15 protein-coding genes and 2 pseudogenes are annotated in these 20,221 nt (G+C 59.1%); 8 read left to right on the forward strand and 9 right to left on the reverse strand.

Translation table 11 applies throughout. From position 1 onward, the window contains the following. Positions 1–80 precede the first annotated feature (80 nt). The 3 genes from hcr to C2E15_RS07520 all read right to left on the reverse strand — a co-directional run bounded on the left by hcr (position 81) and on the right by C2E15_RS07520 (position 3,768). The gene (hcr, locus tag C2E15_RS07510; RefSeq protein ID WP_104956817.1) at positions 81–1,070 is read right to left on the reverse strand and encodes an NADH oxidoreductase; all 990 of its coding nucleotides are present in this window, start codon (positions 1,068–1,070) and stop codon (positions 81–83) included. Between the two features lie 3 nt (positions 1,071–1,073). Then, positions 1,074–2,723, reverse strand: coding sequence for a hydroxylamine reductase (hcp, locus tag C2E15_RS07515; protein WP_104956818.1), 1,650 nt, complete (start codon positions 2,721–2,723; stop codon positions 1,074–1,076). Between the two features lie 145 nt (positions 2,724–2,868). Beyond that, positions 2,869–3,768: a LysO family transporter gene (locus tag C2E15_RS07520; protein ID WP_104956819.1), complete on the reverse strand. Its 900-nt coding sequence runs from the start codon at positions 3,766–3,768 to the stop codon at positions 2,869–2,871. 379 nt (positions 3,769–4,147) lie between these two features. Here C2E15_RS07520 and ytfE point away from each other — a divergent pair, with 379 nt between their 5' ends. Next, positions 4,148–4,813: an iron-sulfur cluster repair protein YtfE gene (gene ytfE / locus C2E15_RS07530; protein WP_104956821.1), complete on the forward strand. Its 666-nt coding sequence runs from the start codon at positions 4,148–4,150 to the stop codon at positions 4,811–4,813. Between the two features lie 438 nt (positions 4,814–5,251). Here ytfE and cspD read toward each other — a convergent pair whose 3' ends face one another. Beyond that, positions 5,252–5,479, reverse strand: coding sequence for a cold shock-like protein CspD (gene cspD, locus C2E15_RS07535; RefSeq protein WP_104956822.1), 228 nt, complete (start codon positions 5,477–5,479; stop codon positions 5,252–5,254). A gap of 322 nt (positions 5,480–5,801) precedes the next feature. Here cspD and clpS point away from each other — a divergent pair, with 322 nt between their 5' ends. Together clpS and clpA are read left to right on the forward strand one after the other, a co-directional pair. After that, positions 5,802–6,122, forward strand: a complete 321-nt coding sequence (clpS, locus tag C2E15_RS07540) for an ATP-dependent Clp protease adapter ClpS (protein WP_038627080.1) — start codon at positions 5,802–5,804, stop codon at positions 6,120–6,122. Between the two features lie 56 nt (positions 6,123–6,178). Further along, positions 6,179–8,455, forward strand: coding sequence for an ATP-dependent Clp protease ATP-binding subunit ClpA (gene clpA / locus C2E15_RS07545; RefSeq protein ID WP_104956823.1), 2,277 nt, complete (start codon positions 6,179–6,181; stop codon positions 8,453–8,455). Positions 8,456–8,607: 152 nt separating this feature from the next. On the opposite strand, the gene infA is transcribed toward clpA, so the two are convergent. From infA to trxB, 5 genes are all read right to left on the reverse strand, one after another. Then, a complete protein-coding gene (gene infA, locus C2E15_RS07550) occupies positions 8,608–8,826 on the reverse strand; it encodes a translation initiation factor IF-1 (RefSeq protein ID WP_002211347.1) in 219 nt (72 codons plus the stop codon). A 307-nt stretch (positions 8,827–9,133) separates the two neighbouring features. After that, positions 9,134–9,856 carry a leucyl/phenylalanyl-tRNA--protein transferase gene (gene aat, locus C2E15_RS07555; RefSeq protein WP_104956824.1) on the reverse strand — a complete coding sequence of 241 codons (723 nt, stop codon included), beginning with the start codon at positions 9,854–9,856 and terminating at the stop codon, positions 9,134–9,136. Between the two features lie 33 nt (positions 9,857–9,889). After that, positions 9,890–11,623: a heme ABC transporter ATP-binding protein/permease CydC gene (gene cydC / locus C2E15_RS07560; protein WP_104956825.1), complete on the reverse strand. Its 1,734-nt coding sequence runs from the start codon at positions 11,621–11,623 to the stop codon at positions 9,890–9,892. Continuing rightward, positions 11,620–13,392 (reverse strand): heme ABC transporter permease/ATP-binding protein CydD, encoded by a 1,773-nt coding sequence (gene cydD, locus C2E15_RS07565; RefSeq protein WP_104956826.1) that lies wholly within the window; start codon positions 13,390–13,392, stop codon positions 11,620–11,622. The genes cydC and cydD overlap by 4 nt, the downstream gene beginning before the upstream one ends. Before the next feature lie 145 nt (positions 13,393–13,537). Continuing rightward, positions 13,538–14,506 (reverse strand): thioredoxin-disulfide reductase, encoded by a 969-nt coding sequence (gene trxB / locus C2E15_RS07570; protein ID WP_104956827.1) that lies wholly within the window; start codon positions 14,504–14,506, stop codon positions 13,538–13,540. On the opposite strand from trxB, the gene C2E15_RS21620 reads away from it, so the two are divergent. The 5 genes and pseudogenes from C2E15_RS21620 (at position 14,489) to lolA (ending at position 20,214) form a co-directional block, all read left to right on the forward strand. Continuing rightward, positions 14,489–14,662, forward strand: a complete 174-nt coding sequence (locus C2E15_RS21620) for a hypothetical protein (RefSeq protein ID WP_167391842.1) — start codon at positions 14,489–14,491, stop codon at positions 14,660–14,662. The two genes, trxB and C2E15_RS21620, sit on opposite strands and share 18 nt — an antisense overlap. Positions 14,663–15,029: 367 nt before the next feature. Beyond that, positions 15,030–15,524, forward strand: a complete 495-nt coding sequence (gene lrp / locus C2E15_RS07575; RefSeq protein WP_017347019.1) for a leucine-responsive transcriptional regulator Lrp — start codon at positions 15,030–15,032, stop codon at positions 15,522–15,524. Between the two features lie 118 nt (positions 15,525–15,642). Continuing rightward, positions 15,643–16,290: pseudogene (locus tag C2E15_RS22320) on the forward strand (DNA translocase FtsK 4TM domain-containing protein); the annotation flags it as partial. A gap of 660 nt (positions 16,291–16,950) precedes the next feature. Further along, a pseudogene (locus C2E15_RS07580) lies at positions 16,951–19,409 on the forward strand (DNA translocase FtsK); the annotation flags it as partial. Positions 19,410–19,602: 193 nt separating this feature from the next. Next, positions 19,603–20,214, forward strand: coding sequence for an outer membrane lipoprotein periplasmic chaperone LolA (gene lolA / locus C2E15_RS07585; RefSeq protein WP_104956828.1), 612 nt, complete (start codon positions 19,603–19,605; stop codon positions 20,212–20,214). Positions 20,215–20,221 lie beyond the last annotated feature (7 nt).

Genomic DNA, 20,221 nt, shown 5'->3' on the forward strand with positions numbered 1-20,221 from the left:
GCGAGACTCAGACGCTAAGAAGTCTAGTCAACGGGAGATGAAACCGCGGGGCCACTGTGAAACCAGGTATTTCCGCGTCGTCAGGCCAGCTCGATATCGCCCGCTGGCTGGCAGCTGCAGGCCAGCACGTAGCCGGCGGCGATCTCTTCCGCCGTCAGGCCGACGCTGCTGCTGGTCTGATAGTCGCCGCGCGCGACGCGGGTTTTACAGCAGCCGCAGACGCCGGCGCGGCAAACCGCTTCCACCGGCAGCTTATGCTGTTCCATTGCCGCCAGCAGCGACCAGCCCGCCGGGAAGTCGCCGCCTTTCAGCGGCTGCGAAGCGCTGCTCAAATGGTAGCGTACGCCGCCGTCGGCCATCTCGCCGGGCGCACCGGCGGTAAACTGCTCGCGCAGCACCTTGTTGGCGCCCAGCTCGCGCACCGTCTGTTCCGCCAGATCCATATAGGGTTGCGGACCGCACATCATCACTGTGCGGCGCGCCATATCGGGCACGCGCTGCGCCAGAATGTCAGGCGTCAGGCGTCCGGCGAGCATCGGCGCCGCTGGCTGCTGTTCGGCGATAATCGTCAGCGTCAGCCAGCTGCTCAGCTGCTGCAGCTCGGCGGCGAAGATGACGTCGCGCGGGGAGCGCACGCTGTAGATCAGCTGCACGTCGGTTTCCGGACGGTTGCGATGCAGCCAGCGCGCCATCGACATCACCGGCGTGATGCCGCAGCCGGCGGCCAGCAGCAGATAGTGCGAGGCGGGATGCTGCTCGCAGCTGAAGCTGCCCTGCGGATCGGAGAGCCAGACGAAATCGCCCGGTTTTACCTGCTGCGTCAGCCAGCTGGAGCCTTTCCCCTGTTCGATATGGCGAATGGTCAGGGTGATAAAGCGGCTCTGACCCGGCGTGGATGAGAGGGTGTAAGCGCGCACCTCATCGCTGTTGCCGATGCGCACCAGCGCGAACTGGCCCGCCTGCCAGCGGTAAAAGTCATGGTCGATCAGCGCCAGCGTCCAGACATCTGGCGTTTCCTGAATAATGTGATGCACCTGCATACGCCAGGGGCAAAGCGTTGTGCTGTTCATGGCTTACTCCTCCGCGCCCAGAATGGCAGCGAGATCGTTTTCCGCAGTGGTGACCGGGATCAGACCGAACTCTTTTTCCAGAATGGCGATCAGGTTATCGGTGAGGAACGCCGGCGCGGTGGGACCGGTACGGATATTTTTCACGCCGAGCGCCAGCAGCGTCAGCAGCACCACAATCGCTTTTTGCTCAAACCAGGAGAGGATCAGCGACAGCGGCAGATCGTTAACGCCGCAGTTCAGTTTTTCCGCCAGCTTCACCGCCAGCACGATAGCGGAATAGCTGTCGTTGCACTGGCCGACATCGAGCAGACGCGGCAGCCCTTCCAGCGTGCCGAAATCGAGCTTATTGAAGCGATATTTGCCGCAGGCGAGCGTCAGGATCAGACAATCTTTCGGCACCGCCAGCGCCAGATCGGTGTAGTAGCTGCGTTTGTCGCGGCTACCGTCGCAGCCGCCCACCAGGAAGACGTGACGCAGTTTTTTCTCTACTGCCAGATCGATGATGGTGTCGCAGGCGTCGAGCAGCACACGGCGGCCGAAGCCGACGGTGATGCGATGCGGAATTTCATCCCAGGGGAAGCCCGCCATACTCTGCGCCTGGGCAATCACTGGCGAAAAGTCATCGCCGTCGAGATGGTTAACGCCCGGCCAGCCGACGATGCTGCGCGTCCAGATGCGCTGCTGATAGTCGCCGACGGTGGGATCGATAATACAGTTGGACGTCATCACGATCGGGCCGGGGAAGCGGGCAAACTCGGTCTGCTGGTTTTGCCAGCCGCTGCCGTAGTTGCCGACCAGATGCGGATATTTATTCAGGCCCGGATAGCTGTGGGCCGGCAGCATTTCGCCGTGGGTATAGACATTGATGCCGGTGCCGGCGGTTTGCTCCAGCAACAGCTGTAGATCTTTCAGATCGTGCCCGGAGATCAGGATCGCCTTGCCGGCTACCGGACGCACATTGACCTCAACCGGCTGCGGATCGCCATAGGTGGTCGTCTGCGCCTCGTCCAGCATCGCCATAATGGTGAAGTTCATTTTGCCGATATGCATCGCTTCGGCCAGCAGTTCTTCAATGTTATCAGGTCGGGTGCCAAGCCACGCCATGATCTGATGATACTGCTTGTAGATATCGTTATCGTAGCGGCCGTGAACGTGCGCATGCTCCATATAAGCGGCGGCGCCTTTCAGGCCGTAGAGGCAAAGCAGACGCAGGCCGACGATATCTTCATGATCGTCGCCGGCGTTGAGCGCGAACGCCTGCGCCTGCTGCTGCAGGATCGCCGCGTCGTTGCTGGTTAGCGTCAGATCCGCCAGCGGATGTTCCGGCTGCGCCAGGCCGAGCAGCGCGCAGCGCGCTTTCAGGCTGTCGCGGTAGCTCTGCGCCTGAAAGGCGTAATCGATAATACGGTCGGTGTCGAAGTTGACGTTGGTCAGCGTCGAGAAGAAGCCGCGCGGCGCGAAGCTATCGATTTCATGATCGATCAGCCCCTGCGCGCGCGCATGTAACGCCCAGGCGGAGAGACTCTGCAGCACCGCAATCAGCAGATCCTGCAGATCGGAAGTTTGCGCGGTTTTGCCGCACATGCCCTGCGCCCAGGCGCAGCCGTTGCCGGCAGGCGTTCTTATTGTTTGCTCACATTGAATACAGAACATAGTACCATCTCGTTATAAGTTGTATTTCATATGCAACTTATAAAGTTCGCCGGGTCGCTGGCAAGAAAAGTCTGAACTAACTGCCGTCAGTTTGATCTGGCGCAAAAGGGACAGCGACGGCGGCCCATTTTGGGCCGCGCGTCAGTCAGGAGGAGAAAAGGGCGATCAGCACCGGCGCCGCCAGGCTAAGGGCGAAGCCATGGACAATGGCGGCCGGCACCATTTCAATGCCGCCGGCGCGCTGCAGAACGGGCAGGGTAAAGTCCATTGAGGTGGCGCCGCACAGCCCCAGCGCGCTGGAGCGATGCTGACGGATCAGCGCCGGGATCAGCATAATTGCCAGCAGTTCGCGCAGCAGATCGTTAAAAAAGGCGGCGCTGCCGATCACCGGGCCGAAGCTTTCGGTCATCAGAATGCCGGAAAGCGAATACCAGCCGTAGCCGCTGGCCAGCGCGAGGCCGGTGGTTAATGGCAGCCCCAGCAGCAGCGCTGCCAGCATGCCGCCCACCAGGGCGCTGACGCAGACCACTACCGCCACTATCATACCGCGTCGGTTCAGCACGATCTGGCGCAGCGTCATGCCGCTGCCGCGCAGCTGCAGGCCGACCAGAAACAGCAGCAGGAACAGGGCATATTCGCTCGCTTCGGTAGCGTGATGCAAAAACGTCCAGCCGCTCAGACCAAGCAGAAAGCCCAGCACCACGACGCCAAGCAGCTTCAGCGATTCCAGCGCCATATGCAGCCGCGAAGGCAGCGCTTCCTGATGATGCTGATGACGCCATGGACGCCGCTTCTCCAGCAGGCGCAGCGCGATCAGGTTACAGGCGAGAATGGCTATAACGCTGACGCCGGCGATATGCAAAATCGCCAGCAGGTTAGCCGCCAGATTATCGAGAAACGCCAGGCTGATGCCCATAAAAAAGAGAATGATATAGACCATCCAGCTCAGCAGACGGTTAAGCAAACGCTGCAGGGCGGGGGATTTCAGCGGCAGCAGATACCCGATAACCAGAGGCAGAAGAATAACCAGTAAACCCGAATACATATCCCTGTAAAATCCTTAAAAAAATTGATGGCCACCACGCTAGCTAAAAACGTCGGAGGGGTAAAGCGTGGCGTCTGAAATCTTCGCGCGTGACGCAGGTCGGCCAGCGCAGACGCGGCGCGTGCCAGATGATGCCGTTCCGCCGGTGACGCGGCGTTACAGCATCCGCCTCCTGCTGGAGACAGCTGCGGGTTGCGGCAATGACATCAATAACTTTAATCATTGAGCGCGCGCCATCGCTTTTATTACTGACGTAAGGGCCTGGCGGACCATGTTTCAATCTGAGCTGTGTAAGAGCGGCGCGGCAAAAAAGCGCTTGGCCTGCATTATAAGATGTATTTAAAATGCAACTTATAACATCATCCCTGAGGTATACCCTATGTCACTACGCACCACGTCTCTGGGCGACATCGCCCTTACCGTGCCCGGCTCAACCGCGCTGTTCCATAAATACGATCTCGATTTCTGCTGCGGCGGTAAACGCACGCTGGGCGAGATGGCCGAGCGGCGCGGGCTTGATATCGATCAGCTTGAACAGGAGCTGCAGCAGCTGCAGCTGCAGGAAAACAGTGATGAAAACTGGCGTGCCGTGCCGCTGGCGGCGCTGATTGCACATATTATCGCGCGCTACCACAATCAACATCGCCAGCAGTTGCCCGATCTGATTGCGATGGCGGAAAAGGTGGAGCGCGTTCACGGCGCAAAGCCTGCCTGCCCGCGCGGCCTGGCAAAAGTAATTGACGAGGTTTACCAGCATCTCAGCAGCCATATGATGAAAGAGGAGCGGGTGCTGTTTCCGATGATTGAGCAGGGCTTCGGCTCCCACGCCGCCGATCCGATCGCGGTGATGGAGATGGAGCATAATGAGGCGGGTGAGCAGCTGGAAACCATCAAGGCGCTGACCCATAACCTGACGCCACCGGAAGGCGCCTGCACGACCTGGCGCGCGCTTTACACCGGTATCGATCGTTTTATCCAGGATCTGATGCAGCATATTCATCTGGAAAATAATCTGCTGTTCCCGCGCGCGCTGCGCGGCGAGTAAGCATATCGGGCGGCAGCGGCGCTGGAGTTGGCCTGCGGCATCGGCGCTTGCCGCCGCCGGCCTCAGGCGCTGCCCACGGCCTGCCGCCGGCACGCCTGACTTGCTCTTCTTTTTGTCGCCGCGCATTTCGGCCGAGTCTGCCGCAAAAAAAACCGTGCGCGATCGGCCGCTTAAGCGCGCACGGCACAAAGGGTTTAGCGCGCCCTATCGCAACCGCTATGCTTGGCTTCGCGCCCGGCTCGGGAACCAGGCGCCTTGCCTGCAGAGTTAACCGTTGATGCTGTTCGGCGCGTTTGCCGCAGGAGAACAGCGCGGGGCCGGGTTGAAAACAGTCGCGTTACCCCCATCCTTAAAACGTAACCATCGTGTGTAATAAAAATGCCAGCATCCGTGGCTGGCATTTTTTAGTCGGGTTGTACAGAATGTGTCAGCACAGGTTCAGGCACGGAGGCCTTCGGCCGCTTCCAGCGGAACGATAAGGCTGGCGTGATTGCCTTTCGGGCCTTCATGGACAGCAAACTGAACGGGTTGCCCGGCTTTGAGCGTCCTGTATCCCTCCATCTGGATTGAGGAATAGTGGGCAAAGATATCATCGCCGCCGCCGATCGGGCAGATAAAGCCGAATCCTTTGGCGTTGTTGAACCATTTAACTGTACCCTTCTCCATACTTCTGGTTCCCTCGCAAGACATTTTTTTACTGTGTAGGTGAGGTAGCGAAGCGATTGCGTTGTTTAAAACGCAATCAGCCTGAGCTTGTAGAATGTAGAGAAACGAGGGGAAGCGTCAAGCCATCGGCGGGTTCAGGCGTTGATCAAATCGCCAAACTTTGAGGCAGTTAACGCTATTTTCAAATTTGTGATAGCGGTCGCGCCTTACGGCGAACAGATATTTTTTCACCCGCGCGAAGCCCTACGGCGCGCGTGTTACACTGATGATATGGCATGCGGCTTTTCGTGCCAGCGCGCAACACAGATTACGACGGAACACTATGGGAAACACTAACGACTGGCTTAACTTTGAACATCTTGCAGAAGAGAAACTGCGCGAAGGCCTCAAGCCGCCTTCGATGTATAAAGTTATACTCAACAATGACGATTACACACCTATGGAATTTGTTATTGACGTTCTGCAAAAGTTCTTTTCTTATGATATTGAGCGTGCAACGCAACTGATGCTCAAGGTGCATTATCAGGGTAAGGCGATTTGCGGCGTGTTTACTGCCGAGGTGGCAGAAACCAAAGTCGCGCAGGTGAATCGCTATGCTAAAGAGCATGAGCATCCGTTGCTGTGTACGCTGGAAAAAGCCTGACCGGCGTCGTGCCATTCCGGCATGAACTGTAGGGCGATAATTGGGGGAGGTGCCTAATGCTCAATCAAGAACTGGAACTCAGTTTAAACATGGCTTTCGCCAGAGCGCGTGAGCACCGTCATGAATTTATGACCGTCGAGCATCTGTTGCTGGCACTGCTCAGCAACCCGTCGGCCAGAGAGGCACTGGAAGCCTGTACGGTGGATATTGTGGCTCTGCGTCAGGAGCTCGAAGCCTTCATCGAACAAACCACGCCGGTGCTGCCCGCGACGGAAGAAGAGCGCGATACGCAACCGACGCTCAGCTTCCAGCGTGTCTTGCAGCGTGCGGTTTTCCACGTTCAGTCCTCCGGCCGTAGTGAAGTCTCCGGCGCGAATGTGCTGGTGGCCATTTTCAGCGAGCAAGAGTCTCAGGCGGCCTATCTGCTGCGCAAGCACGAAGTCAGCCGTCTCGACGTGGTGAACTTTATCTCCCACGGCACGCGTAAAGATGAGCCGGGCCAGTCGCAGGGTCCGGAAAATCAGATCAACGAAGAGCAGGCAGGCGGGGAGGAGCGTATGGAAAACTTCACCACCAATCTTAACCAGCTTGCTCGCGTTGGCGGTATCGATCCGCTGATCGGCCGCGACAAAGAGCTGGAGCGTACGGTTCAGGTACTCTGCCGCCGTCGTAAAAATAACCCGCTGCTGGTGGGTGAGTCGGGCGTCGGTAAAACCGCGATTGCCGAAGGTCTTGCCTGGCGTATTGTGCAGGGCGATGTACCGGAAGTGATGAAAGATTGCACTATCTATTCGCTTGATATCGGTTCGCTGCTGGCTGGCACCAAATACCGCGGCGATTTTGAGAAACGCTTTAAAGCATTGCTGAAACAGCTGGAGCAGGATGAAAGCAGCATCCTGTTTATCGATGAGATCCATACTATCATCGGCGCCGGCGCCGCGTCCGGCGGCCAGGTTGATGCCGCTAACCTGATCAAACCGCTGCTGTCGAGCGGACGAATTCGCGTGATGGGTTCCACGACCTATCAGGAATTCAGCAACATTTTTGAGAAAGATCGCGCGCTGGCGCGTCGTTTCCAGAAAATCGACATCACTGAGCCGAGTGTTGACGAAACGGTACAGATCCTGAACGGGCTGAAGCCGAAGTACGAAGCGCATCACGATGTGCGCTATACCGCAAAAGCGGTGCGTGCGGCAGTAGAGCTGGCGGTGAAATATATCAACGACCGTCATCTGCCCGATAAGGCGATTGACGTGATTGATGAAGCGGGCGCACGCAGTCGGCTGATGCCGGTCAGCAAGCGTAAAAAGACCGTCAACGTCGCGGATATCGAATCGGTTGTGGCGCGTATCGCCCGTATTCCGGAGAAAAGCGTCTCCGCGACCGATCGTGATACGCTGAAAAATCTCGGCGAGCGGCTGAAAATGCTGGTGTTCGGGCAGGATAACGCTATCGAGGCGTTGACTGAGGCGATCAAAATGAGCCGCGCCGGGCTGGGCCACGATCGTAAACCGGTCGGGTCATTCCTGTTCGCCGGGCCGACCGGGGTCGGTAAAACCGAAGTGACAGTTCAGCTGGCGAAAGCGCTGGGCATTGAGCTGCTGCGTTTTGATATGTCCGAGTATATGGAACGTCATACCGTCAGCCGCCTGATCGGCGCGCCTCCGGGCTATGTCGGTTTCGACCAGGGCGGCCTGCTGACCGATGCGGTAATCAAGCATCCGCACGCGGTGGTGTTGCTGGATGAGATTGAAAAGGCGCATCCCGACGTCTTTAACCTGCTGCTGCAGGTGATGGATAACGGCATGCTGACCGACAACAACGGACGCAAGGCAGATTTCCGCAACGTGGTACTGGTGATGACCACCAACGCCGGCGTGCGTGAAACCGAGCGTAAATCGATCGGCCTTATCCACCAGGATAACAGCACCGATGCGATGGAAGAGATCAAGAAGATCTTTACACCGGAGTTCCGTAACCGTCTCGACAATATCATCTGGTTCGATCACCTCTCCGCGGAGGTTATTCATCAGGTGGTGGATAAGTTTATCGTGGAACTGCAGGCGCAGCTGGATGCGAAGGGCGTTTCGCTGGAAGTGAGCGACGAAGCGCGTGAATGGCTGGCGGTGAAAGGTTACGACAAAGCGATGGGCGCTCGTCCGATGGCGCGTACCGTGCAGGAAAACCTGAAAAAACCGTTGGCGAACGAGCTGCTGTTTGGCTCGCTGGTGGAAGGGGGATCGGTTTCGGTGGCGCTCGATAAAGAGAAAAACCAGCTGACCTACCATTTCGTCAGCGCCGAGAAGCGCAAAACCGAAGGCACCGTGCATTAAGCCCGGCGCCGGGGCAGCAAAACAAAAGGCCGGATCGCTCCGGCCTTTTTTCCGTTGGTGATAACGGTAAACGTCAGAAATGCGAAAGGCCGGAAAATCCGGCCTTTTTTTATCAGTCAGGCGTTAATATCGGCATTAACGCAGCACTTCTCTTAACGACTACGGAAGACAATGCGGCCTTTGCTCAGGTCGTACGGGGTCAGCTCAACAGTGACTTTGTCGCCCGTCAGAATGCGGATGTAGTTTTTGCGCATTTTACCGGAGATATGAGCGGTAACCACGTGTCCGTTTTCTAATTCCACGCGGAACATGGTGTTAGGTAACGTATCAAGTACGGTACCCTGCATTTCAATATTGTCTTCTTTGGCCATCGAATCCTCTGGGTGGACTTCCAAGTTTTGAACCGGCAAGATAATGCCGAATTCCACGAATTATGTAAAGAATAGTTGGCTATTATACCAACGCCCGCATGCACCTGTAGCGCAGCACACAGGCATAACCTTCGTCGTCTGATGACAGTGACGCTAGCGAGGGGGAACAGCGGCTAAGAATCTGTTAACCGGCCATAACCAGAAATAACAGTTCTAGAGATGCATGGTGATTCCCAGCCTGGTAATTCCGATGCGCTGACGCGATAAACGGACGACATACCAAACTTTCCTATTATACCACTATTCATCACGGTTGCGTGTAAAACATGTTTCCGTCGGCAAAAAGCGTCCCGCTCTGCCAGCACGCCTCGCTAACCGGAGCCTGCGCCAGCCGGCTCAGCGCCAGCAAATAGTCGATGCGCGGGATCTCGCGCGCGCCGAGTGACGCGGTATGCGGGTTCAGCACCTGGCAGTCGATAAGCTGGCCGCCATGCTGCTTAAAGTGCTGACAGAAGACCAGCAGCGCGGTTTTCGACGCGTTCTCGCGACGGCTGAACATCGACTCGCCGCAGAAAATCTGCCCCAACGCCAGGCCATACATGCCGCCGACCAGTTCTTCGTCGAACCAGACTTCGACCGAGTGGGCATGCCCCAGATCGTACAGACGTCCCCAGGCGCGTTTAACCTCCGGGGTGATCCAGGTGCCTTCATCGCGTGCGCTGGCGCAGCCTTCAATCACCTCGGCAAAGGCGCGGTTCATGGTAACGGCGTAGGGCGAGCGGCGATGGAAGCGCTTCATGCTGCGGCTGAAGTGAAAGCCATCCGGCAGCAGCACGGCGCGCGGATCGGGCGACCACCATAAGATCGGGTCGCCCGGCGAAAACCAGGGGAAAATGCCGCGGTGATAGGCGTTAAGCAGGCGCGCCGGGCTTAAATCGCCGCCCATCGCCAGCAGGCCGTTGGGTTCACGCAGCGCCATTTCCGGCGGCGGAAAATTAAGCGATTCGCGTGAGAGCTGAATCAGTCGCATTTCTGGTATGTCCCGCAGTGTCGAGAGCTATGACTATAGCGTAAACCGCTGCTGAAAATGCCAGTAGCGGCCGCGTTTTGACATCAATGCCTGATGGCTTCCCTGCTCAATGATCTCGCCGTCATCCATGACGTAAATCCGGTCGACGTCACTCAGGCCCTGCAGACGGTGGGTCACCATTATCACCGTTTTGTTCGCGGTGACGCGCGCCAGCAGCGCCAGGATATGTTTTTCCGTTTCAGCATCCAACCCTTCCGTTGGTTCGTCAAGCAGCATCAGCGGGCTATTGTGCAGCAGCGCGCGCGCAATCGCCAGACGCCGCAGCTCGCCGCCGGAAAGTTGACGGCCGCCTTCGCCGAGCCAGGCGTTCAGACCCTGCTCGCCGCTCAGCAGTTTTTCCAGCCCGACCTGCGCCAGCACCGCGCGCAGCGCATCGTCGCTGCTGTCGGGCGCGGCCAGCAGCAGGTTATCGCGCAGCGTCTGGTTAAACAGATGCACCCGCTGACTGACGACGCTAATTTCCGCACGCAGCGCAGGCTCGCTCCATTCGCTCAGCGGCTGCTGCCCAAGATGGATCTCGCCTGCCTGCGGATCCCAGGCGCGTGTCAGCAGCTGTAACAGCGTGGTTTTACCGCAGCCGGTAGGGCCCAGTAGCGCGACGGTTTCGCCCGGCTGAACCCGCAGCGACAGGTGACGCAGCGCCGGCGTCACGGCGTTGGGATAGGAGAAGCTGACATCGATAACCGCCAGCGCGCCGCGCGCCGCCGAAGAAACGGGCTGCTTTTCAGAAAAGCGCACGCCAGATGGCTGGCCGATAATCTGCTGGATACGGCTGGCGGAGGCGAAAACCTGGCCAAGATGCAGAAACGCCGCGCCTACCGGCGCCAGCGCTTCGAAGGCCGCCAGCGCGCAGAAAACGAACAGCGCGATCAACGCGCCCGGCGGCGACCACTGGCCGACGCCTTCCGCGCTGAGCCAGAGCAGCAGCGTCACCGTTGCGCCGCTGATCAGCAGCAGTAGCGCCTGCGACAGGCCCGTCAGGCTCGCCTGACGACGCTGCGCCCGCTGCCAGCGCGCTTCGGTTTCGTCCAGTCGCGCGCGGCTCGCCTCGAGGCCGCCGTAGAGCGCCAGTTCCGCCTGCGCCTGCAGCCAGCCGGTCAGCTGTAGCCGGTAGCGCGCGCGCTGCGCGGTAATGGTCTCGCCAGCCGGACGGCCGATACGGTAAAACAGCGGTGGCAGCAACAGCAATGTCAGCAGCATGATGCCGCCCAACGTCAGTGCCAGCGCGCGGTCCAGCCAGCTCAGGCCGACCGTTACCACGATAATCACCATCAACGCGCCGACAAAAGGCGAAATGATGCGCAGATAGAGATGATCGAGCGTATCAACATCGGCGACAAAACGGTTAAGCAGGTCGCCCTGGCGAAAGCGCGCCAGGCCCGCCGGCGACAGTGGGAGCAGACGGCTGAAAGTGAATACGCGCAGATGTTGCAACACGCGGAAGGTGCCGTCATGGCTGACCAGCCGCTCAAAATAGCGCGCAACGGTGCGTATGATAGCCGCGCCGCGCACGCCCGCCGCAGGCAGCATGTAATTAAAGCTGTAGAGCCCGGCGGCGCCCGCCAGCGACGAAGCGGCGAGGAACCAGCCGGAGAGGGTCAGCAGTCCGACGCTGGCCAGCAGCGTCACAATAGCCAGCACGATGCCAAGCGCCAGCCGCCAGAAATGACGGCGATAGAGCCGCAGAAAAGGTCGCAGAGTGGTCATGATGACTGTTCCTCCTGACGGTGGCTCAGCAGGGCGGTAAAGGCACCCTGCTGTTGGGTTAGCTGTTGCCAGCTGCCGCGCTGAACAAGCTGGCCGTCGCGCATCACCCAGATTTCATCCCACTGCGCCAGCTCATTAAGCTGATGGGTCACCATCAGCGTGGTTTGCTGATGCGATGCGGCGCGCAGCGCCTGCATCACATGCTGTTCGCTGCGCGCGTCCAGACTGGCACCCGGCTCATCCAGCAACAGCAGACAGCACGGCTTCAGCAGCGCGCGCGCCACCGCAATACGCTGCGCCTGGCCGACAGAAAGGCCCGCGCTCTGGTCGCCGATGGCGCTGTCCAGCCCCTGCGGCAGCCGCGCAATAAACTCTGCTACCCCCGCCAGCGTCAGGACCGCCTCCAGCTGCGCCGTGGAAACCTGCTGACCGTTAAGCAGGTTATCGCGCACCGTGGCGCCTGGCAGATGTGGGTTTTGCCCTACCCAGGCGACAGCCTGATGCCAGCTGCGTCGCTGTAGCTCGCGCAGCTCATAACCGTTGACGCGCAGCGAGCCCTGGTAGGGCAGAAAACCCAACAGCACGTTTATCAGCGAGCTTTTGCCGGCGCCGCTCTGGCCGACCAGTGCGACCCGACGACCCGGCGGCAGCGTGAAATTGAGCGGCCCGGCCAGCACCGCGCCGTCCGGTGCCGTAATCACCAATTCTGCAGCTTCGATATGAAGTGGCCGATCGGTCGCTAAGATCTGCGCGCCTTGCGCCGGCGCCGGCTCCGGATGAGAAGTGAGAAAATGATGCAGCGCGTCAGCCGCACCCACCGCCTGCGCTTTCGCGTGATAAAAAGCGCCGAGGTCGCGCAGCGGTTGAAAAAACTCCGGCGCCAGAATCAACGCGAGAAAACCGGCAAACAGCGTCACCGGCTGGCCGTAGTGGCCGAAATCAAGCTCGCCCAGATAAGAGAAGCCGAAATAGACGGCGACAATGGCGATAGAGAGGGAGGCAAAAAACTCCAGCACCGCCGAGGAGAGAAACGCCAGCCGCAGCACTTCCATGGTGCGCTGCCGGAAATCTTCCGAGGCGGTGGCGATGGCGCGCGTTTCTGCTGCGCCGCGATGAAACAGCCGTAGCGTATCCAGCCCGCGCAGCCGGTCAAGGAAATCGCCGCTCAGCCGCGCCAGCGCCTGGAAATTACGTCGGTTCGCGTCGGCGGCGCCCATGCCGACCAGCGCCATAAACAGCGGGATCAACGGCGCCGTCGCCAGCAGAATCAGTCCGGCGGCCCAGTTGACCGGGAAAATCGCCACTAAAATCAGCGCGGGGATCAGAACAGCAAGGCTCATCTGCGGCAGATAGCGGGCGTAATAGTCCTGCATCTCCTCCAGCTGTTCCAGCAGTAGCGTCGCCCAGCTGCCGGCAGGTTTACCCTGAATCCAGGCGGGGCCGAGCTGCTGCAGCCGATCGAGCGCCTGCTTGCGCAGCGCACGGCGTATCTGCTCGCCTGCCCGATAGCCAGCCTGTTCGCGCAGCCAGCTGAGCAGCGCGCGCAGAGCAAAGCAGAGTAACAGCAGCAGCATTGCGGACAGAGACTGCTCGCGCGGCTGGTGGGCGCTGATTAGCTGATGCATCAGCGTCGCCAGCAGCCAGGCCTGGGCGATAATCAGCAGAGCGCTGGCTAAGCCGAGCAGGGTAGAGAGGGTAGTCCAGGGGCGTGCGTGAACGCGCTGCTGACGCAGCCAGCGGGTAAGTTGGTGTTGACGTTTCTTTTCCATCCGGGGCCGTTTCATCTGAAAAACAGGCTGGCCGATATCGCCAGGGAATATGCCTGCAGAGGCGCTGGCAATGTAGCATGGCGGCAAGAAAAAAGGCGACTGTTCAACGGTCGCCTTGGGTAAATAAGATCAGCTAATTAACAAGTTACTTATCGTTTTTAACCAAACCATCCAGATAGCGTTCGGCATCCAGCGCAGCCATACAGCCGGTGCCGGCGGAGGTGATCGCCTGACGGTAGGTATGGTCCATCACGTCGCCGGCGGCAAACACGCCCGGGATGCTGGTCTGCGTCGCGTTGCCATGCAGGCCGGACTGTACCTTGATGTAGCCGTTTTCCAGCTCCAGCTGACCGGCGAAAATAGCGGTGTTCGGGCTGTGGCCGATAGCGACAAACAGGCCCGCGACATCTACCACTTCCGTCTGCGCCGGATTCTGCGTGGCGCGCAGGCGCACCGAGGTAACGCCCATCTGATCGCCCATCACTTCATCCAGCTCGCGATCGGTATGCAGTATGATATTGCCGCTGCTCACTTTTTCCATCAGGCGGTTAATCAGGATTTTCTCGGCGCGGAAGGTGTCGCGGCGATGGATCAGATGCACCTCAGAGGCGATGTTGGAGAGGTAGAGCGCCTCTTCCACGGCGGTATTACCGCCGCCCACCACGGCAACCTTTTGCTTGCGATAGAAGAAACCGTCGCAGGTCGCGCAGGCGGAAACGCCTTTGCCTTTGAACGCCTCTTCGGAAGGCAGGCCGAGGTAACGCGCAGAAGCGCCGGTGGCGATAATCAACGCATCGGCGGTGTACTCGCCGCTGTCGCCAGTGAGACGAAACGGACGATTCTGCAGATCGACGGTATGGATATGATCAAAAATAATCTCGGTGTTGAATTTCAACGCATGCTCATGCATCCGCTCCATCAACAGCGGGCCGGTCAGATCGTTGGGATCGCCAGGCCAGTTCTCAACCTCGGTCGTCGTGGTTAGCTGACCGCCTTTTTCCAGACCGGTGATCATCACCGGATTCAGGTTAGCGCGCGCAGCGTAAACGGCTGCGGTATAGCCCGCCGGACCTGAGCCCAGAATAAGCAATTTACTGTGTTTGGCCGTGCCCATGAGATCCTCATTAATTTACTGGCAACATGGGGCCAGATTGTAGGGAATTTACCGGCGCAAAAAAAGCATTCTGCGATTTTGTTAACAATTGATGCAAAAGGTTTAATCGATGGGCGCCGGGCGGCAGAAGGATTGGCGGTTAAAAAGGGGATGTAAGCGATAAAGCTTAGATAAAACGCCCAAAATATCCGGTTTAAATCAGCCGCGCTGGCTGTGGGCTGGCATGTTCTCCTGATTTTCAATGTTTTGCTTTGACAATCGCCTGCGCTTTTGCGAAAACATTGTGGGAAGCAGAGAATATTTGGGCTATGTGAACAGGGTTTCATACCACTTTTTACGTTTAACGCCGGATAAACTCAGCCTGTCATCCGTAATGACGCATGGTGTGGACAGACAGCATGCGTCATGCGGATGGGCGCTGCAACAGCAACAGGCTCTATGTCTTCACTTACGAAAGACCCTGCACAGTGACTGCGTTCAGGGTATGGCAGGTAAAGGGAAGGAATGAAGAGAGACAATAATAATGGTAGACAATAAAAAACGCCCCGGTAAAGACCTCGACAGAATCGACAGAAATATCCTGAACGAGCTGCAGAAGGATGGTCGCATCTCTAACGTTGAACTTTCCAAACGCGTTGGGTTATCACCCACGCCGTGCCTTGAACGCGTACGCCGCCTGGAGCGCCAGGGGTTTATTCTCGGCTATACCGCGTTGCTCAATCCGCACTATCTTGACGCCTCGCTGCTGGTTTTCGTTGAGATTACTCTGAATCGCGGCGCCCCCGACGTGTTTGAACAATTTAACGCCGCCGTGCAAAAACTTGAGGAAACTCAAGAATGTCACCTGGTTTCCGGTGATTTCGATTACCTGCTGAAAACCCGCGTGCCGGATATGTCCGCCTATCGTAAACTGCTGGGTGAAACCCTGCTGCGCCTGCCGGGCGTTAACGATACGCGCACCTATGTGGTGATGGAAGAGGTGAAGCAGAGCAATCGTCTGGTGATCAAAACGCGGTAACACAGGGCAGGTGCAAAACCTGGTGGTATTCGGTACACTCCTGTGAATTCATACAGGCACAGCGTCGGCTAGCCCGGCGCTGTTTCCTTCATAGTTTACAGGTACCTGGAGAGTTCTCTTGAGCCAGGAATATACAGAAGATAAAGAAGTGTCTCTTAAGCCGCTTAGTAGTGGTCGCCGTCTGCTCGAAGCGTTGCTGATTCTCGTCGCGCTCTTTGCTGTCTATTTGATGGTGGCGCTGGTTAGTTTCAATCCTTCCGATCCCAGCTGGTCGCAGACCGCCTGGCACGAACCCATCCATAACCTGGGCGGCAACGTCGGCGCCTGGCTGGCCGATACGTTACTGTTCATTTTTGGCGTGATGGCCTATGCCATTCCGCCGGTGATTCTGGGGTTGTGCTGGATTACTTTCCGTCAGCGCGATCGCCAGGACTATATCGACTATTTCGCTGTCGGCCTGCGCCTGATCGGCGTGCTGGCGCTGGTGGTGACCACCTGCGGCCTCGCGGCGCTGAATGCGGATGATATCTGGTACTTCGCCTCGGGCGGGGTTATCGGCAGCCTGGTCAGCAGCGCGATGACGCCTTACCTTAACGGCGCCAGCGGAACGCTGGCGCTGCTCTGCGTCTGGGCCGCCGGTCTGACGCTCTATACCGGCTGGTCATGGCTGACGATCGCTGAAAAAATCGGCGCGGTGGTGATGGGTGTACTGACCTTCGCCAGCAATCGCTCGCGTCAGGACGAAGCCTGGTATGATGAGGAAGAAGAGGCGCCTGCGCCGGTCATCAAACGCGTCGTACAGCTTGAAGAAGAAGATGACGTGCTGTTGGCGCCGCCGCGTAAGCTTTCTGCCGCTGACGACCTCGACGAGGCGGATGATCCGCTGTTCGCCCGCGCCGAAGAGGACGGAGCGGCCAGCGAGACGATGGCGCCTGTTGCGCCGTCGTCGGCCACCGTGACGCAATCCGCCGCTCAGGCGGGCGGTGCCGCGTCTGTCGTTCAGGCGAGTGCTGCCGCGTCCGCTGTTCAGGTGAGTGCAGCCGCTTCTACTGCTCCGGCGCTGTCTCAAACCGCCGCCCCGCAGCCAGGCACTGCTCAGCCGCAGCACAGCGCCGCTGCTGGCACGCCTGCTACATTGGGAGCTGCCGTTGCGTCCCAGCCGCAGGCGAATAACGGCGTTCAGCCGGAAAGCGAGGGCACCGAGCCACCGCGTTACCGGTTTGAAATGCCGCAGCATACTGCCGCCTTTACGCCGCATATTGATGACGATGACGGCCCGCAAATGGGGAATTGGCAGGATGCGGCAACGTCGGCCACGGGCCAGAACGTCGCCGCCGCAGCAGCAGGCGCCGCGTCTTCCGCGATGGCCGCCTCCTTTATGCCTGCCAGCGCGCCCGAAGAGAGCAACCCGCAGATTAAGCAGGGCATCGGCCCTGAGCTGCCGCGTCCGAAGCCGGTTAAACTGCCTACGCGCCGCGAACTGGCTTCCTACGGTATCAAATTACCTTCTCAGCGCCTGGCGGAAGAGAAAGCCCGCCAGGAGGCGCAGCAGCAGGTCGTGCCGCAGCAGGATGAAGAACAGGCCGCCGGGCAGGAAGAGGCCCAGCTGCATGATGCCTTTATGGCGCAGCAAAAAGCGCGCTACGGCGAAGCGTTTGTCAGTGAAGATGATGAGGGCGCAGCGGAGCAGGCCGCGCTGGCGCAGCAGTTTGCTCAGCAACAGCAGCAACGTTATGCGCAACCGCAGCCGTCTCAGGCCATACCGTCTCAAGTGACGCCGTCTCAACAGGCTGCGCCGGAGCCGCAGGAACGCGCTCCCGCGCCGTTTGCACCAGCGCCTGACGCCGGCTATCAGCCGCCGCAGAGCGAGGCGACACCGCCGCGTGAAGCCATGGGCTTTACCCTCGATCCCGCGACCGCTTTCGACTTTTCGCCGATGGAAGATCTGGTGGATGACGGCCCAAGCGAGCCGCTGTTTACCATTGCCGCAACGCCTGAACCGGAGCTGCCGGCGGTTGAGCCGCAGTGGCAGCAGCCAGCTGAGCCTGCCGAGCCGCATTATCACCGTGAGCCTGACGTTGTCGTACCGGCGCCGCAGACATCCGCTCCGGCTTCTCCGGTAGCCGCCGCGCCGTCTGCCTGGCAAAGTGCGCCACAGGCGCCCTTCACGTCGGCAGCGCAGCCGAACGCGACAGCACCGCACGCTTCTTCAGCGCCGCAGGCATCATTCGCGCCGGCAGCGCAGCCAAACGCGACAGCACCGCACGCTTCTTCAGCGCCGCAGGCATCATTCGCGCCGGCAGCGCAGCCGGAGGAGCCGGAAACGGAGGCGCCAGCTTCACTGAGCGATAGCCTGATCCATCCGTTCCTGATGCGTCATGAGCAGCCGCTGCATAAGCCAACGACGCCGCTACCGACGCTTGACCTGCTGACCTCGCCGCCAGCCGAAGAAGAGCCGGTGGATATGTTTGCGCTGGAGCAAACTGCCCGTCTGGTGGAAGCGCGCCTGGGCGACTATCGCGTCAAGGCGGAAGTGGTTGGCATCTCCCCGGGCCCGGTTATCACGCGTTTCGAGCTGGATCTGGCGCCGGGCGTCAAAGCCGCGCGTATCTCCAACCTGTCACGCGACCTGGCGCGTTCGCTGTCGGCGGTCGCGGTGCGCGTAGTGGAAGTGATCCCCGCAAGCCTTACGTTGGCCTGGAATTGCCGAACAAACGCCGTCAGACTGTTTATCTGCGCGAAGTGCTGGACTGCGCCAGCTTCCGTGATAATCCTTCTCCGCTGTCGGTGGTGCTGGGTAAAGATATCGCCGGTCAGCCGGTGGTGGCCGATCTGGCGAAAATGCCACACCTGTTGGTAGCGGGTACGACCGGCTCCGGTAAATCGGTCGGCGTCAACGCCATGATCCTCAGCATGCTCTATAAAGCCACCCCTGAAGAGGTGCGCTTTATTATGATCGACCCGAAAATGCTGGAGCTGTCAGTTTATGAGGGCATCCCTCATCTGCTGACGGAAGTGGTCACCGATATGAAAGATGCGGCGAACGCGCTGCGCTGGAGTGTCGGCGAAATGGAGCGCCGCTATAAGTTGATGTCCGCCCTCGGCGTGCGTAACCTGGCGGGCTACAACGAGAAGATCGAACTGGCGGAAGCGATGGGCCGGCCGATCCCTGATCCGTTCTGGAAGCCGGGCGACAGCATGGATACCCTGCCGCCGACGCTGGAAAAACTGCCTTATATCGTGGTGATGGTGGATGAGTTCGCCGATCTGATGATGGCGGTCGGTAAGAAGGTAGAGGAGCTGATCGCGCGTCTGGCGCAGAAAGCGCGTGCGGCGGGTATTCACCTGGTGCTGGCGACACAGCGTCCATCGGTGGATGTGATTACCGGTCTGATTAAGGCCAACATCCCGACGCGTATTGCCTTTACCGTATCGAGCAAAATCGACTCGCGCACCATTCTCGATCAGGGCGGCGCCGAATCGTTGCTGGGCATGGGCGATATGCTCTATATGCCGCCGAACTCCTCGATTCCGGTGCGCGTTCACGGCGCCTTTGTGCGTGACCAGGAAGTCCACGCCGTGGTACAGGACTGGAAAGCGCGCGGACGCCCGCAATATATCGACAGCATCACCGCTGGCGACGAGGGCGAAGGCGGCAGCCTGGGGCTGGAAGGCGACGAGGAGCTGGATCCGCTGTTCGATCAGGCAGTCTCGTTCGTGGTGGAAAAACGCCGCGCCTCGATTTCGGGCGTGCAGCGACAGTTCCGCATCGGCTACAACCGCGCCGCGCGCATTATCGAGCAGATGGAAGTGCAGGGCATCGTTTCCCCGCCGGGTCATAACGGCAACCGCGAAGTGCTGGCGCCGCCGCCGCACGAAATGTAATAAAACGGCCTTTGCGCTGTCAGAGAGTAAACGGGCCGGATTTACCGGCCCGTTGTTTATTTAAGCACCAGACAGCGCCAGCTGCGGCGCTTTCAGCATATTCTCCTGTCGGGAAGCGTGTTGTCAGTCTAATGTGTAATAAGGCCGCCGCTTAGTTGCGGGATAAAACGACTTAAAAAAGGAATCGGTAGTCATGAAAAAATTAGTACTTGCTTGCGGTTTACTTTCAGCACTGACTTCAGCCGGCGCGCTGGCCGATGCCTCCAGTGAATTACAGCAGCGCCTGGATAAGGTGAGCAGCTTCCATGCCAGCTTCAGCCAAAAGGTGACCGACGGCAGCGGCTCCAACGTGCAGGAAGGCGAGGGCGAGCTGTGGGTTAAACGTCCCAACCTGTTTAACTGGCATATGACCGCGCCGGACGAGAGCGTGATCGTGTCGGACGGCAAAACCCTGTGGTTCTATAATCCTTTCGTTGAGCAGGTTAGCGCCACCTGGCTGAACAGCGCCACCAGCAACACGCCCTTTATGCTGATTGCGCGTAACCAGCGCAGCGACTGGCAGCAATATAACGTTAAACAGCAGGGCGATACCTTTGAGCTGACTCCGAAGACCAGCGCCGGTAATCTGAAACAGTTTATGATTAACGTCTCCGGCAACGGCACCATTAATCAGTTCAGCGCCGTTGAGCAGGATGGCCAGCGCAGCAGCTATTCGCTGAAAAGCCAGAACAACGGCCCGGTCAGCGCCGACAAATTTACCTTTACGCCACCAAAAGGGGTGACGGTAGACGACCAACGTCAGTGAGGTGGAG

This window comes from Mixta gaviniae, from assembly GCF_002953195.1.
Classification (GTDB): domain Bacteria; phylum Pseudomonadota; class Gammaproteobacteria; order Enterobacterales; family Enterobacteriaceae; genus Mixta; species Mixta gaviniae.